Genomic DNA, 13568 nt, shown 5'->3' with positions numbered 1-13568 from the left:
ATCCCCGATGGCTGGCGAGAACCTTCGACGCAGACCCCGCCCCCGCGGAGTCCGGCACGGCGACGCATGCATCCGCCGCCGGAGCCGAATAGACCCTCCAGCGTGAAGCGCGGATGCAAGCGCTTCGGGCAGTTCCGGCGGCCGAAGCGAGTAACTGCCGCCGGAACCCACAGTAAGTGCCGCCTGGCGGCTTCGGGGTTGCATGGGCCCGCCGGAAACGCAGGCGCGCCCATTCCCTGGTCGGAGCTACTGGTGGGCGATGCTTATCGCCGGGCTGGGCGGAAGAGCACCGCCACAGCGGGCTCTACAAAGAGTGCGCCAGCATGGCCAGTTCGTCGGCGTGGTGAAACAGATGGGCCGGCAGCAGGCGCTGCAGCGATTGCGGCGCTCCATAGCCCCAGGCGACAGCGCCGAAATCGACCCCGGCGGCGCGCGCCGCCTCGCCATCGGTGATCTGGTCGCCAACATAGATGGCGCGCGGCGGGAGGGTGCCGGTGGCGCTGAGCACGCGCGCGATGCGCCGGCGCTTTCCGAAAATCGACGCGCCGCACTCGACATGCGCCAGCCGTCGCCAATGTTCGTCGCCGAGGATCCGGCGGCAGTTGTCGCTGGTGTTGGAGGAGACCAGCGCGGTCGCCACGCCGCGCACGTGCAGGGTTTCCAGCGCCTCGGCGACGCCGTCGAACAGGCGGACATCCGCCTCGCGCATCAGCCGCACGAAGCTGCGTGCCACCAGCGGAAGCTTCCAGCGCGGCAAGCCCAGGCGCCGCATGATCTCGCGCGCCGACAACCGGCGAAGCGGCTCGACCTCGGCCGGCTCGATGCGGCGGAAGCCGTGGCGGTCGGCCAGGCTGTTGTGGACGCTCACGAAAAATGGGAAGGAATCGGCAAGCGTGCCGTCCAGGTCGAAGATGATCAGGTCGTAGCGCATGGGCGGCCTTGGGCGGCGTGCACGGGGCACGCCGCCGACAGGACTTCAGGCGTTCGGCTCGCCGCAGCGGCAGGGCTGGCCGATGCTGCAACCGCAACCGCAGCCGGGCTGGCTGGCGGGGGCGGCCTGGCAGCCGCAGGTGCAGGTGGCGCCGGCGCAGTTGGCACAGCGGCAGGCGAAGGTGTCGGTGTTGTTCATGGTCGTGTCCTCGATGGGTAGGGGTACGGATGCTCGATCCGTGGACGCCATTTTCAGGACCGCCCCTACCGCACGCTTGAATCGAGGGGCTAACCTTCGCGGGTCCCTGTTCGACGCGGAGGCCCGCGATGTCCCCAGGCATGGCCGGCAACGGCAGCGATTCCCGCCGCGGCGCGGGTGGCGTCGGCCGTGTGTTGTTGTGGAAGGGCGCGAGCGTGTGGGTCGGCCGCGACACCGGACAGGTGCAGCCGCACAGCCACCATGCCATCCAGGTCACGCTCGCCGCAGCGCAACCGATCCGCATCCGCGATGCGGCCGAGGAAACGTGGCACGAAACCTCGGCGGCGATCGTGATGCCCGACCGCTGGCACGTCTTCGACGGCTGCGGCCAGCCGGTGGCGATGGTGTTCGTCGAACCGGAAACGCTGGCCGGCCGCGCCTTGCTCGCGCGTTATGGCGAACACCACGTGAGCCTGCTGCCCGATGACGGCCTGGGTGCGCTCGCCGCCGCGTTGCATGCCGTATTCGACGCGCGCGGCACGGACCAGTCGCTCATCGAGGCGGCGCAGCGCGTGGTCGAACACCTGGCCGCCACGCCCGCCGGACCGCAGGCCGTCGACCGGCGCATCGCCGTGGTGCTGGACCGCGTGCGCGACCAGCCCGGGGCCGAACTCACGCTCTCGCAGGCGGCCGCGATGGCGCACCTGTCGCCCAGCCGCTTCCGCCATCTGTTCGTCGCGCAGACCGGCATTTCGTTCCGCGCTTACCTGCTGTGGGCGCGCGTCGGTTTCGCGGTGGCGCGGGGGCTTGCTGGCGGCTCGTGGACGGAAGCGGCGCAGCAGGCCGGGTTCGCCGATTCGGCACACCTGAGCCGCACCTGCCGCCGCATGTTCGGCCTGGCGCCGACGATGCTGGTGCCGGAAAACCCGGCGCCCGCGGCCGGTCGCGCCACGGGTCGGCCCGTCGCAGCCGCAAGCCGGGCCTAGGCCGGCGGCTGCCAGAGTTCGATGCGGTTGCCTTCGGGATCCATGATCCAGCCGAACGCGCCGTACTCGCTCTGGTCCACGCGCTCGTCCACCTCCACGCCGTCGGCGCGCAAGCGCTCCAGCAGCTCGGTCAGGTCATCGACGCGGAAGTTGATCATGTAGGCCTGCTGGCTCGGCTCGAAGTACGTGGTGTCGGCGGGAAACGGCGTCCACAGCAGGTAGCCCGGGCGCGACGCATCCTCCTGGAAACGCACGCCGCCCCACGCCTCCGGCTCGAGCCCGAGGTGCCGCGCGTACCACGCCGTCAGCGCGCCCGGATCGCGCGACTTGAAGAAGATCCCACCCAGTCCGATGACCTTGCCCATGTCCGCTCCCCGGTTCGCCTACGACCGCGGATGCGGCCGTCTCAGGCGCCGGGCGAATAGTGCGCCAACAGGCCGGTGCCAGCCATCCATTGCCCGCGGGGTTTCTGCAGGAGTGCACCGGCACCGCGATGCATGGCAGTCGCGCACAGGCGCACTCCTTCAGGGGATCAGCCGGCGATCGGCAGGGTGGAGCGCTCGAAGAACGCCTGCACGTCGGCCAGCTCGCGGGTACGCGGCATCGGCGGCAGGCTGGCGAGGAACAGGCGGCCGTAACCCTTGCTGGTCAGGCGCGGGTCGCAGAGCACCAGCACGCCGCGGTCGTGCACGTCGCGGATCAGGCGGCCGGCGCCCTGCTTGAGCGCGATCGCGGCGGCAGGTACCTGCCAGCCCATGAACGGATTGATGCCCGACTGCTCCAGCGCATCCAGCCGTGCCTGCAGCACCGGATCGTCGGGCGCGGCGAAGGGCAGCTTGTCGATCACCACCACGCTCAATGCTTCGCCGGCGACATCGACGCCTTCCCAGAAGCTCGCCGCCCCGAGCAGCACACCGTGGCCGCTGGCGCGGAAGTCTTCGAGCAGCTGGTGGCGCGGCGCGCTGCCCTGCACGAACAGCGGCCACGGCACGCGGTCGGCCAGCAGTTCGGCCGCGCGGCGCAGCGCGCGGTGCGAGGTGAACAGCAGGAAGGCGCGGCCGTGGGAGGCTTCGAGTACGGGCAGCGCAGCCTCGATCACCCGTTCGGTATGGTCGCGTGCGTTGGGATCGGGCAGGCCGGCAGGCAGGTAGCACAGGGCCTGGCTGGCGTAGTCGAACGGGCTGTCCAGATGCAGCGCCTGCGGATCGTCCAGGCCGAGCTGGCGGGCGAAGTGGTCGAAGCTGCCGGCGACCGAGAGCGTGGCGGAGGTGTGGATCCATGCCGCGCCGGTGCGCTCGCGCATGGCGCGCAGTGGCGCGGCGAGGTCCAGCGGCGTGGCGTGGAGAGAAAAGCCGCGCGGGAAGAGTTCGTACCAGCGAACGTCCTCGGCGCCGCCGCCTTCGACGATGCGGTCGAGCCGTTCGGCGAGCGCGGCCGCGCGCTCGTGCACATTGGCAAGGCCGCGCGAGCGCTCGGCCTGCGAGGCGAGCAGGTCGGTGAAGGCCGCGAGCAGTTCGCCGAGATCCCGGAGTCCTTCGTGCACAGTGGCCAACGCGTCCAGTTGCTGGAACGGGCCACGCGTGGGCAGCGCGTCCATGGCAAGGCGCAGCCGGCGCAGGGCATCCTGCAGCGCCTCGACCGGTTCCAGCAGCAGGCCGATGGCGCCGGTGACGCCGGTGCATTCGCGCAGCGCGTCCGCGGCCAGGTCACCAAGTTGGCGCGCGCTCACGCTCTGCGAGAAGAACTGGCCGGCCAGCTCGGGCACCTGGTGCGCCTCGTCCAGGATGAACGCGCTGGCACCGGGTAGGATCTCGCCGAAGCCTTCCTGCTTGAGCGCGAGGTCGGCGAACAGCAGGTGATGGTTGACCACCACCAGGTCCGCTTCCAGCGCCTCGCGGCGCGCCTTGACGACGTGGCAGTCGTCGAAGAACGGGCACTCGACGCCCAGGCAGTTTTCCGGCGTGGAGGTGACCCGCGGCCACAGCGGCGATTCCTCCGGGACCTCGGCCAGTTCCATGCGGTCGCCGGCGCGGGTGCGTGCCGACCAGGCGCGGATGGCGGCCAGCTGCGAGGCCTCCGTGCGCTCGAAGGTGCCGCCCTCGCGCACGGTCTGGTCGAGCCGGTAGAGGCACAGGTAATTGGCGCGCCCCTTCAGCAGCGCCGCCTTGCCGCGCGTGCCGAGCACCGCGCGCACCCTGGGAAGGTCGCGGAAATAGAGCTGGTCCTGCAGCGCCTTGGTACCGGTGGAGACGATCACCCGCTCGCCCGAGAGCAGCGCCGGCACGAGGTACGCGTAGGTCTTGCCGGTGCCGGTGCCGGCCTCGGCGATGAGCGTGTCGCGGTTGGCGATGGCGTCGGCGACCGAGCGGGCCATCGCCTGTTGCGCCAGGCGCGGGGCAAAGTTGGGCAGCTCGCGGGCAAACGGGCCGTCGGCGCCGAGCAGCGCGCCGATGTCTTCAGGATCGGTCATCGAGCAAGTATCGCCGAGCCGAGGCGGGGGCGCACTGGCGAGCGACCCGGCGCCGGCGCACCATGGCGGCAACTTTTCCGGGAAGCGCGCCATGGGTGGGGAAAAGAAGGCCACGGCGGAACGGCTGGCCGCCTACTCCGATGCCGTCTTCGCCGTGATCGTGACGATCATGGTGCTGGAACTGGAGGCACCCGACCGGCCGTCGTTCTCGGCGCTGGTGCCGTTGTGGCCCACGGCGATCAGCTATGCGGTGAGCTATCTCTTCATCGCCGTCATCTGGATCAACCACCACCATCTGATGCGGCTCGCCGATCAGCCAACACTCGGGCTGATATGGATCAACTTCGCCCACCTTTTCCTGGTGTCGCTGCTGCCTTTTGCGACCTCCTGGATCGCGCGCACCGGGCTCGCCTCGGCGCCGATGGTGTTCTATGCCGGACTCTTCGTCTGCATCGACACCGTCTACAACGTCTTCGAACGCCAGGTACTTGCCACGGCGATTTATCTGCCCGAACGCCCGCGGCGGCTCGCGCGGCGGCGGTCGCTGGTCGTGCTGGCAGTCTTCCTGGCCGCCGCGCTCGTGGCGCTGGTTGCCCCGCGCATCGGATTCGCGCTCATATGCGGCGGCCTGATGCTGCATTTGCGGCCCGAAGCAAGTCGCTGAGCAACGAACCGGCGGGACGCCGAATGCGCCCCGCCCCGCCGATGGCACCACCTCGAACCTGGGAGCACCGATGACGACCGAACTGCAGATGCTGGTATGGAGCGTGATCCTGGGGCTGGCGCAGATCGCCATTGCGGCGGTCGGCTCGATGGCCCAGCGCGGCCCGGGCTGGGCGGCCAGCGCAAGGGACGGGTCTGCGGCGCCGTTGACCGGCGTTCCTGGCCGACTGGACCGCGCGCGCGCCAATTTCCTGGAGACGTTCGCGTTCTTTGCCGCGCTGGCGCTCGCGGTGGTCGCGATGGGCAAACAGGCTGCAACCAGCGCGCTCGGCGCGCAGTTGTATTTCTGGGCGCGGCTGGTCTACGTGCCGGTGTATGCGGCGGGCATTCCCTACCTGCGCACGCTGGTTTGGGCGGTGAGCATCGTGGGTATCCTGATGTTGCTCGCCGCGCTGCTCTGAACGCTACCTGCTCCCCTTCCCCCTTTGGGGAGCTAAGCCCTCAGTAACGTGGGACGCCCTCCTTGTGGCAGTCCTGCACGCCCTTGCGCGCCGCGATGGCGCCGGTCTTGTCGCCGGCCTGCTGGCGGATCTCGACCACCGTCTGCCAGTTGCGTGCGCACAGCGGCCCGAGTTGCGGTCCGAGCGACCAGGAATGGCGTGCCAGGCGCTCGGCGCTGGTGTAGTCATGCAGGCGGATCGCCACTTCGGCGCGGTCCTGCAACAGGTCCGGCGAGTCGGGATTGAGCTTGAGCGCCTGGTCGAGCTTGGCGGCCGCATCGGCGTAACGGCCAGCGCGTTCGTCTGCCTGGGCTGCGTCCTGCCAGGCACTGACGCCGGGGTCGCGCAAGGGCGCCACGTCGATGACCGACTGCTCGCGAGCGCCGGCTGCGCGAATTGCGCTGACCATGTCGTGGGCCGGCAGCACCGGCTTTTCTTCTTGCGGCGGGACACTGAAACAGCCGGCGAGCAGCAGCGTGGCGAGCGTGGCGGAGGCAAAACGAAAGCGCGAAACGGAAAACATCGAAAGGGTCTCTAGGGAAGCGTGGAAGCGGCGGGCGCGGGCGTGTTGCCGTCGCCGCCGAAGAAGTTGCCGATGCGCTGCCAGAAGCAGCCCTCGCTATCGGCCGGAAGCGAGCCGGCGACGACCGGGAACTGGCGCGCGCCCTCGCACTCGGGCTGCGTGGGCTTGCCGTCGACCGGATTGATCCAGGCCATTTCCAGGCCCTCGCCCGGCTGCGGCGAAAGCGGGCGCGTGGGCAGGTGGCGGAACAGGTCCTGCCAGGCGCGCAGACCGCCGGTGGCGCCGAACAGGCCGGTCGGCTTGTTGTCGTCGCGGCCCATCCAGAACACCGCGAGGCGGTCGGCGGTGAAGCCGGCGAACCAGCTGTCGCGCATGTCGTTGCTGGTGCCGGTCTTGCCGGCGGCGTTGAGCCAGGCCAGCGAGGAGTCGCCCAGGCTGTGCGCGGTGCCGTACTCGGCTACCTGCTGCATCGCCCAGGTGACCAGCCGCACCGCTTGCTGGTACTCGCCCTTGCCGCCTTCGATCTCATAACGCTTGACGGTATGGCCCTCGCCATCGACTACGCCGCGCACCGCCAGCAGCGGCAGCGCGTGGCCGTCGGCGGCCACGTATTCGTAGAGCTGGGCGACCTGGAACGGCGACATGTCGACAGCGCCGATCAGCATCGAGGGACTCGGATTGATGTCGGTGAAGCCGAACGACTCCAGGAACGCCCTGACCCGCTGCACGCCGACGGCAAGGCCCAGGTGGATCGTCGCCAGGTTCCACGAATGCGCCAGCGCGTCGACCATCGGCACGAAGCCGTGCGACTGGTTGTCGTCGTTCTGTGGCATCCAGGTCTTGCCATTGGGCTGGCGCAGCATGATCGGCGAATCGTCCAGCGGCGTGCCCAGGTTCCAGTGCGCCGGATCGGTCAGCGCCACCAGGTAGACGAAGGGCTTGACCAGCGAGCCGATCGGCCGGCGCGCATCGAGCGCACGGTTGAAGCCGGGGTCGCCGGGCGTCTTGCTGCCGACCACCGCCAGCACGCTGCCGCTGTCGGTATCGGTGACCACACCGGCCGCCTGCACCTTGTCGCCGCGCTTGCCCATGTTCTTGATGGCGGTGGTGATCGCCTGCTCGGCGTAGAGCTGCGCGGCGGGGTCGAGCGTGGTGAAGATCGACAGCTTGCCGTTGCGCAATGTCTCGTCGTCGAAGTCGTTGGTGATCTGCGCGCGCACCAGCTGCATGAACGCCGGGAAGCGGTTGTGCGGCAGCTGCGCGTTCGTCGCGATGTCCAGCGGCGCGGCCTGCGCGGCGTTGACCTGGCCGGCGCCAAGCAGGCCGGTGTCGTAGAACTCCTTCAGCACCAGGTTGCGCCGCGCCAGCGCGCGCTTGGGGAAGCGGCGCGGGTCGTAGTAGCTCGGGCCCTTGACCATGCCCACCAGCAGCGCGATTTCCTGCGGCCGCAGGTCCTCCAGCCGGCGGCCGAAGTAGAACTCGGCGCCCGCGGCGAAGCCGTGCACCGCCTGGTTGCCCTGCTGGCCCAGGAAGACCTCGTTGATGTAGGCCTCCAGGATGCGGTCCTTGGAGTAATGCGCCTCGATCAGCAGCGAGAGCAGCGCCTCGTTGAACTTGCGCACCAGGTTCTGGCTGCGGTCCAGGAACAGGTTGCGCACCAGCTGCTGGGTCAGCGTGGAGCCGCCCTGCACCGTGTGGCCGGCGCGCAGGTTGGCGAAGGCGGCGCGCAGGATCGCGCTGAAATCGAGGCCGATGTGATGCTTGAAGTCGCGGTCCTCGACCGCCTGCAGGCCGCTCACCAGCAGCGGCGGCACGTCGGCCAGCCGCACGATGCGGCGCTCTTCCTGCTGCGAGCCGTAGACGGTGGCGATGCGTGCCGGATCCAGGTGGGCGAGCTTGATCGGCGCGCCGCTGGCCGCCTCGGCGAGCGACTCGACCTGGCCGCGACCCAGTGTCACGCGGATGCGCTTGGGCAGTTCACCGCCGTCCGGACCGGCGTAGCCACGCGAGGAGATCACGTAGCGGCTGCCATTGCGCGTCCAGGTGCCCGGCACGCTGCCGGCGGCATCGTGGATGTAGCCGGCGAAGGTCAGTTCGAGTTCCAGCGCAGACGGCGACATCGGTACGCCGGCGGCCAGTTCCAGCGGACGCGCATATACGCGCGTGGGCACGGCGAACACCAGGTCGTTGAAACGGTCCTGCACGCGCTTGTTGAGGATCAGCGTGTACGGCAGCACGAAACCCAGCCCCAGGCCGAGCACGACCCAGAAAGGGATGCGCAGCCAGCGCCAGCTGTGGCGCGCGAACGCGCCCATGCGAGAGATCAGTGCCAAGGTTGGGAACCTGGATCCAAGGTGGGCTCCGATGATAGGGCGTGCCACCCGGCGCGCATCTGAACGTGGGCGGCGGGATGTGGCGTGGCGCGGGCGTACGGATGGCACGGGGCGGGCAAACCGGGTGGTGCGTTTCCCGCCCGCCCGCGCAAAAAGGGTCAGCCCGGCTCCCAACACCGCGCATCCGGCCGGAACGGTCGCGGATGCACGTCGAGCAGGCGTTCCAGCTCGCTGTTGTCGGCGACCAGATCGGCATCCAGTCGCGCCAGCGGACCGCGCAACCGCGGCACTGCATGGCGGACCAGGCGCAGCAGCCAGGTCGGGACCGGCAACGGCAAGGTTGCCATCGGCAGGCTGCGCTGGACGCGGGCAAACATGTCGCCCGCGGTCAGCCGCTCGCCACCGCCGAGCATCAGCACGCGGTTGGCGGGTCGATCGATCGCGGCCAGCGTGGCCAGCGCGATGTCGTCGGCGTGGACCGGCTGGCGCAGGCCGCCACCGATGGGGCGCGGAAACGCACGGGTGCGCATCGCCCGGCGCGCGAGCGGGGTCAGGCTCTTGTCGCGGCCAGCGCCGTAGATCAGTGTCGGCCGCAATACGGTCCAGGCGCAGCCCAGCACTTCGCAGGCGGCCACCAGTTCCGCTTCACCCTGCTGCAGTTGCCGCGCGATCTCGCGCTCGGCCGGCACCTCGGAAGCGGCCTTGCTCTGCGCGCTCATCGAACTGGTGGCCACGACGCACGGCGAACCGGTTGACGCTGCCGCGGCGAGCCAGCGGGCGAACGGCTGCAGCGGTCCGTAACTGACGATGGCGGACACAGGCGACAGCGTGGGCACCGCATCGGGCAGGCCACCGCGCACCCAGCGCACGCCCTCGCTGTCGGCATGCGGCTCGCGGCTCACCGCGATCACCGGCTCGCCGCGCGCGCGCAGGCGCGGCAATAGGAAATGGCCGATCTGGCCGCTGGCCCCGAACACCACGACGGTCATGCGATCCCCGGTCAGTGGCCGGATTGCAGGCGCCGCGACAGTTCGCTCACGCGCGGCAGGTACGGCGCGAGCCGGCGTGCCTGCTCGATCGACTGCGCCGCGTTGGCGCGGTCGCCGCGGTCGAGCTGCTGCTCGGCCTGGTCCAGCCAGGCGTCTACCAGCCGCTCGCGCAACACGCTTTCGTTGGAGTCGCCGGGCGAGAGGTCGCCAAGCGCGCCGAGCAATTCGCCGGCCTTGTCCAGGTCGCTGCTGGCGAGGGCCTGGTTGAACAGTTGCACGACCAGGTTGGGCAGGTCTTCCAGCCCCTGCAGCGCGGCCTGGTTGTTGCCGTCGATGGCCAGCGCGTTGCGGTAGAGGTCGTACGCGCTCTCGCCCGGCGGCAGCATGATCAGGCCCTGCGTGGCGGCGGTGCGTGCCCGGCGCACCAGTTCGGCCACCTGTTCGATCTGGTCGGCGGTCAGTTCCGGCGGCGGGGGGGGCGGCGGTTCGGCTTCGGGCGCAGGTTGCGCCGGCTTGGCGGCGGTTGGCGCCGGCGGCGTGGCTGCGGGCTGCGTGGCAGGCGGCGTGGCTCGCGCGGCCTTGGTGTTCAGCCGCGCCCGCGCGGCGGCGAGATCGGCGGACTTGGGCGCCAGCGCCTCGGCCTGGTCGAGCAGGCGGGAGGCCTGGTCGGTGTCGTCGGCATCGAGCGCCGCGTTGGCCTGTACCACCAGTGCCTGGGCGACCTGGCCCAGGCCTGCGCGGGCCTGCACATTGCCGGGATCGAGCTTGAGCGCGGCCTGGAAGTGCGCCAGCGCGGTCTCGTCGCCCTCGCCCGCGATACGGCCGTCGCGCAAGGCCTGCTGGCCCTGCGAAATGGCGTCGAGCAGGGCGCCGTCGTCCTGGTGCTGCGCCTGCGCGAGCGCGGCGCGCAACGCGGGCAGGTCGCCGTAGCTGGGAAGCAGCGCGGTCAGCTGGTCGATGATGGTGGCAGCGGTGGTCGCATCGCCATGGGCGAGCGCGGCGCGCGCCTGTGCGGCAAGGCCGCTGCCGACCTGATCCAGGCCGTGCTGGGCCACCGCGTTGTCGCGATCGGCGGCAAGCATCTGCTGGTAGAGCGCGCCGGCGCCGTCCTGGCCGGTGAGCTTGCCTGCGTTGAGCGCCTGCTGCGCGCGTTCGACCAGGTCGTCGGCCGGCTGCGCGGCGCCACGCGCCTGCCGGATCATCCCGTCGAGCCGGTCGACGTCACTGCCGCCGCCGAGCAGTTCGCGGGCGACGGTGAGTTCCTGCTGCGCCTCGTCAAGGCGACCGGCGCGGAAGGCGGTGTCGGCGCGCGAGAGTTCGGCCATGCCGACCTGGTGCAGGCCGTCGCGGGCGCGGTCGTTGTCCGGTTCGAGTGCGCGGGCGCCCTGGTAGAGCTCGCGCGCACTTATGCCGTCGGTGCCGTCCAGGTGGCCGTCCTGCAACGCCTTGTCGGCACGGCTCAGGACGTCATTCAGTTCCGTGCGCGGGACCATGTCGCGCAGGCTGTTCTGGTATTCGCGCAGCGCCCAGACGCCCGCGCCGAGCAGCAACACGACCACCAGCGCGACCAGGTGCCAGCTGCGCAGGCGCAGGCGCCGACGGCGCGCGGGTGGCGGGCGCCGCGGCGTATGGAAGGCGATCGGCGGCAAGCGGTCGTCCGGATCGTCCGCGCGCGGGCGCGGTGCGTCCAGGTCGCCCAGGTCGCCCAGCGTGGGTTCGGCGCGTCCGTCCCGGCTGTCTTGGTCTCTGCGTCCGCTCATGGTCCAAAGCTGTCCTGGCAACGGATCCAGCTTAGCATCGCCCACTTCACGCGCCCGCCGGTGAAACTGGTGCATTCAGCTTGCGCTGACGCGCCGCGCCTCCACGACGTTGGGCAGCGCCACCAGCTTGCCGAGCAGGGACGAGAGCTGCCCGAAATCGCGCACGCGCAGGGTGAAGCGCATCTCCACCTCGCCAGTGCGGCTTTCCAGCCGGCTGGAGGACGCCACGATCGGCGTGCCGACGTTGCTGATCAGGTTCATCACGTCCTTCTGCAGGCCCTTGCGGTCGAAGCCGTGCAGCTCGACGTCGACCTGGTAGGACTGCGCCGTGGCGCGACCCCACTCGACGTCGATCACGCGGTCCGGATCGCGTCGCGCCAGCCGCGCCAGGCTGGCGCAGTCGGCGCGGTGTACCGATACGCCGCGGCCCTTGGTGATGAAGCCGCGCACCGGATCGCCCGGCAGCGGCTGGCAGCAGCGCGCCAGCACGGTGAGCAGGTTGCCCACGCCCTCGATGCGAAGCGCGCCATGGTCGGGCGTGACGTGGCGCGCGACCGGCTGCGCCGGCGGCGGCGCGGGTTCGACCGGGTGTGCCGCTTCCTGCAGCACGCGCGCGATCTGGCCAGCGCTGACCTCGCCAAGCGCGAGCGCGACCAGCAGTTCCTCGTGCGTCTTCAGGTGGAAATGGGCGGGCAGTTTCGACAGGTCGGCGTTGGGCAGCGCGAGCCGCCTGAGCTCGCGTTCGAGCAGCGCGCGACCGGCGGCAAGGTTGGCGTCGAACGCGATGCGGTGGAACCAGGACCGCGCCTTCTCGCGCGCACGGCTGGTGTTGAGGTAGCCATGGTGCGGCGAGAGCCAGTCGCGGCTCGGTTCGGCGTTCTTCGCGGTGACGATTTCCACGCGGTCGCCACTGCGCGGCTGGTGCGTGAGCGGCACGATGCGCCCGTTGACCTTGGCGCCACGACAGCGATGGCCGACCTCGGTGTGCACGTAATAGGCGAAGTCGAGCACGGTGGCGCCGTGTGGCAGGTCGAACACCTCGCCCTTGGGTGTGAGCAGGTAGACGCGGTCTTCCAGCAACTCGGTGCGCAGCTCTGCGGCTACCTCCTCGTCCGCGCGCGGTTCGAGCAGCTTGCGCATCCAGGCGATCTTCGCCTCGAACTCGGCATCGGCGCCGCCGCCCTCCTTGTAGCGCCAGTGCGCCGCGACGCCCAGTTCGTTGTCGCGGTGCATGGCATGGGTGCGGATCTGCACTTCCAGCGTCTTGCCCTGCGGACCGATCACCGCGGTGTGCAGCGAGCGGTAGCCGTTGCCCTTGGGGCGGGCGAGGTAATCGTCGAACTCCCGCGGCAGGTGCTGCCACTGCGCGTGCACTACGCCCAGCGCGCCGTAGCAGTCGGCCACGCTGTCGACCAGGATGCGCACCGCGCGGATGTCGTACAGGTCGGAGAACTCCAGTCCCTTGCGGTGCATCTTCTTCCAGATGGAATAGATGTGCTTGGGGCGGCCGGCGAGGTCGGCCTTGATGCCGGCCGTTTCCAGGGCGGCGCCGAGCTCGGCGAGCACCTGAGCGATGAACGCCTCGCGGTCGGCGCGGCGCTCGTCCAGCAGGCGCGCGATGCGCTTGTAGGTGTCCGGCTGCAGGTAGCGGAACGCGAGGTCCTCCAGCTCCCACTTCAATTGCCAGATGCCGAGCCGGTTGGCGAGCGGCGCGTGGATGTCGCGGGTGAGCCTGGCCAGCGCCATGCGCTCGGCTTCGGGCAATGCCGTCGCGCCACGCATTTTCGCCAGTTGCCGGGCCAGCAGTACGAACACCACGCGAAGGTCGCGGATGATTGCCAGCAGCAGCCGGCGAAGGCCCTCGTGCGTGCCAGTCTCGCGCTGCGCGTGCAGGGCCCAGACCTTCTGCGCGGCGAGCTGGCCTTCGACCAGCCGCTGCACTTCCAGCGGCAGCGACGGCGCGCGAGCCTGCCAGGCTGCCGGGTCGCTCTGCGCCAGCTCGAACCACACCGCGGCGGCCTGTGTCTGCGCATCGCAGCCGAGCATGGCGAGCAGGTCCAGCACGTCCGCGCATTCGGCCTCGTTCGCCGGCGTGCAGGTCGCCAGAGCATCCGCCAGCGGCGGCAGCGCGGCCGCGCGGGCGTGCCATTGAGCCAGGCGGGTGGATGCGGGATGGGTGGGCTGGGACATGGGAAGGGACATTCTAGAAGAAGGT

At 70.3% G+C, this 13568-nt stretch carries 12 protein-coding genes; 3 read left to right on the top strand and 9 right to left on the bottom strand.

Annotation, left to right across the window (positions count from 1 at the left end; genetic code table 11):
* Window positions 1–304 precede the first annotated feature (304 nt).
* Window positions 305–931 (bottom strand): HAD hydrolase-like protein, encoded by a 627-nt coding sequence (locus LQ772_RS02965; protein WP_231323862.1) that lies wholly within the window; start codon window positions 929–931, stop codon window positions 305–307.
* A gap of 45 nt (window positions 932–976) precedes the next feature.
* Window positions 977–1129, bottom strand: a complete 153-nt coding sequence (locus tag LQ772_RS02960) for a hypothetical protein (protein WP_231323860.1) — start codon at window positions 1127–1129, stop codon at window positions 977–979.
* Window positions 1130–1257: 128 nt separating this feature from the next.
* Between LQ772_RS02960 and LQ772_RS02955 the strand changes: the two genes are divergently transcribed.
* Entirely contained in the window at window positions 1258–2115 is an 858-nt protein-coding gene (locus LQ772_RS02955) for a helix-turn-helix domain-containing protein (protein ID WP_231323858.1), read from the top strand.
* On the opposite strand, the gene LQ772_RS02950 is transcribed toward LQ772_RS02955, so the two are convergent.
* Together LQ772_RS02950 and yoaA are read right to left on the bottom strand one after the other, a co-directional pair.
* Window positions 2112–2480, bottom strand: coding sequence for a VOC family protein (locus LQ772_RS02950; protein ID WP_231323857.1), 369 nt, complete (start codon window positions 2478–2480; stop codon window positions 2112–2114). The genes LQ772_RS02955 and LQ772_RS02950 overlap by 4 nt on opposite strands.
* 167 nt (window positions 2481–2647) lie before the next feature.
* Window positions 2648–4585: a DNA repair helicase YoaA gene (gene yoaA, locus LQ772_RS02945; RefSeq protein ID WP_231323855.1), complete on the bottom strand. Its 1938-nt coding sequence runs from the start codon at window positions 4583–4585 to the stop codon at window positions 2648–2650.
* A gap of 91 nt (window positions 4586–4676) precedes the next feature.
* Here yoaA and LQ772_RS02940 point away from each other — a divergent pair, with 91 nt between their 5' ends.
* Window positions 4677–5249 carry a TMEM175 family protein gene (locus tag LQ772_RS02940; RefSeq protein WP_231323853.1) on the top strand — a complete coding sequence of 191 codons (573 nt, stop codon included), beginning with the start codon at window positions 4677–4679 and terminating at the stop codon, window positions 5247–5249.
* 70 nt (window positions 5250–5319) lie between these two features.
* Complete coding sequence (locus tag LQ772_RS02935; protein WP_231323851.1) at window positions 5320–5709, top strand: MAPEG family protein; 390 nt, start codon at window positions 5320–5322, stop codon at window positions 5707–5709.
* Window positions 5710–5749: 40 nt separating this feature from the next.
* Here LQ772_RS02935 and LQ772_RS02930 read toward each other — a convergent pair whose 3' ends face one another.
* The 5 genes from LQ772_RS02930 to LQ772_RS02910 form a co-directional block, all read right to left on the bottom strand.
* Window positions 5750–6271, bottom strand: a complete 522-nt coding sequence (locus tag LQ772_RS02930) for a tetratricopeptide repeat protein (RefSeq protein ID WP_231323849.1) — start codon at window positions 6269–6271, stop codon at window positions 5750–5752.
* Window positions 6272–6282: 11 nt separating this feature from the next.
* On the bottom strand, window positions 6283–8586 hold the full coding sequence (gene mrcB / locus LQ772_RS02925; protein WP_425600833.1) for a penicillin-binding protein 1B: 2304 nt from the start codon (window positions 8584–8586) through the stop codon (window positions 6283–6285).
* A 176-nt stretch (window positions 8587–8762) separates the two neighbouring features.
* Window positions 8763–9593 carry an NAD-dependent epimerase/dehydratase family protein gene (locus LQ772_RS02920; RefSeq protein ID WP_231323845.1) on the bottom strand — a complete coding sequence of 277 codons (831 nt, stop codon included), beginning with the start codon at window positions 9591–9593 and terminating at the stop codon, window positions 8763–8765.
* An 11-nt stretch (window positions 9594–9604) separates the two neighbouring features.
* Entirely contained in the window at window positions 9605–11353 is a 1749-nt protein-coding gene (locus tag LQ772_RS02915) for a tetratricopeptide repeat protein (RefSeq protein WP_231323844.1), read from the bottom strand.
* Window positions 11354–11428: 75 nt separating this feature from the next.
* Complete coding sequence (locus LQ772_RS02910; RefSeq protein WP_231323842.1) at window positions 11429–13543, bottom strand: RelA/SpoT family protein; 2115 nt, start codon at window positions 13541–13543, stop codon at window positions 11429–11431.
* Window positions 13544–13568 lie beyond the last annotated feature (25 nt).

Source organism: Frateuria edaphi (genome assembly GCF_021117405.1).
Taxonomy (GTDB): Bacteria; Pseudomonadota; Gammaproteobacteria; order Xanthomonadales; family Rhodanobacteraceae; genus Frateuria_A; species Frateuria_A edaphi.
This window is presented reverse-complemented; position numbering and strand designations above follow the sequence as displayed.

Bases quoted from the DNA above. Each gene is read 5' to 3' on its own strand.
- LQ772_RS02965 (WP_231323862.1), bottom strand. From the start codon at position 931: ATGCGCTACGACCTGATCATCTTCGACCTGGACGGCACGCTTGCCGAT.
- LQ772_RS02960 (WP_231323860.1), bottom strand. From the start codon at position 1,129: ATGAACAACACCGACACCTTCGCCTGCCGCTGTGCCAACTGCGCCGGC.
- LQ772_RS02955 (WP_231323858.1), top strand. From the start codon at position 1,258: ATGTCCCCAGGCATGGCCGGCAACGGCAGCGATTCCCGCCGCGGCGCG.
- LQ772_RS02950 (WP_231323857.1), bottom strand. From the start codon at position 2,480: ATGGGCAAGGTCATCGGACTGGGTGGGATCTTCTTCAAGTCGCGCGAT.
- yoaA (WP_231323855.1), bottom strand. From the start codon at position 4,585: ATGACCGATCCTGAAGACATCGGCGCGCTGCTCGGCGCCGACGGCCCG.
- LQ772_RS02940 (WP_231323853.1), top strand. From the start codon at position 4,677: ATGGGTGGGGAAAAGAAGGCCACGGCGGAACGGCTGGCCGCCTACTCC.
- LQ772_RS02935 (WP_231323851.1), top strand. From the start codon at position 5,320: ATGACGACCGAACTGCAGATGCTGGTATGGAGCGTGATCCTGGGGCTG.
- LQ772_RS02930 (WP_231323849.1), bottom strand. From the start codon at position 6,271: ATGTTTTCCGTTTCGCGCTTTCGTTTTGCCTCCGCCACGCTCGCCACG.
- mrcB (WP_425600833.1), bottom strand. From the start codon at position 8,586: ATGGGCGCGTTCGCGCGCCACAGCTGGCGCTGGCTGCGCATCCCTTTC.
- LQ772_RS02920 (WP_231323845.1), bottom strand. From the start codon at position 9,593: ATGACCGTCGTGGTGTTCGGGGCCAGCGGCCAGATCGGCCATTTCCTA.
- LQ772_RS02915 (WP_231323844.1), bottom strand. From the start codon at position 11,353: ATGAGCGGACGCAGAGACCAAGACAGCCGGGACGGACGCGCCGAACCC.
- LQ772_RS02910 (WP_231323842.1), bottom strand. From the start codon at position 13,543: ATGTCCCAGCCCACCCATCCCGCATCCACCCGCCTGGCTCAATGGCAC.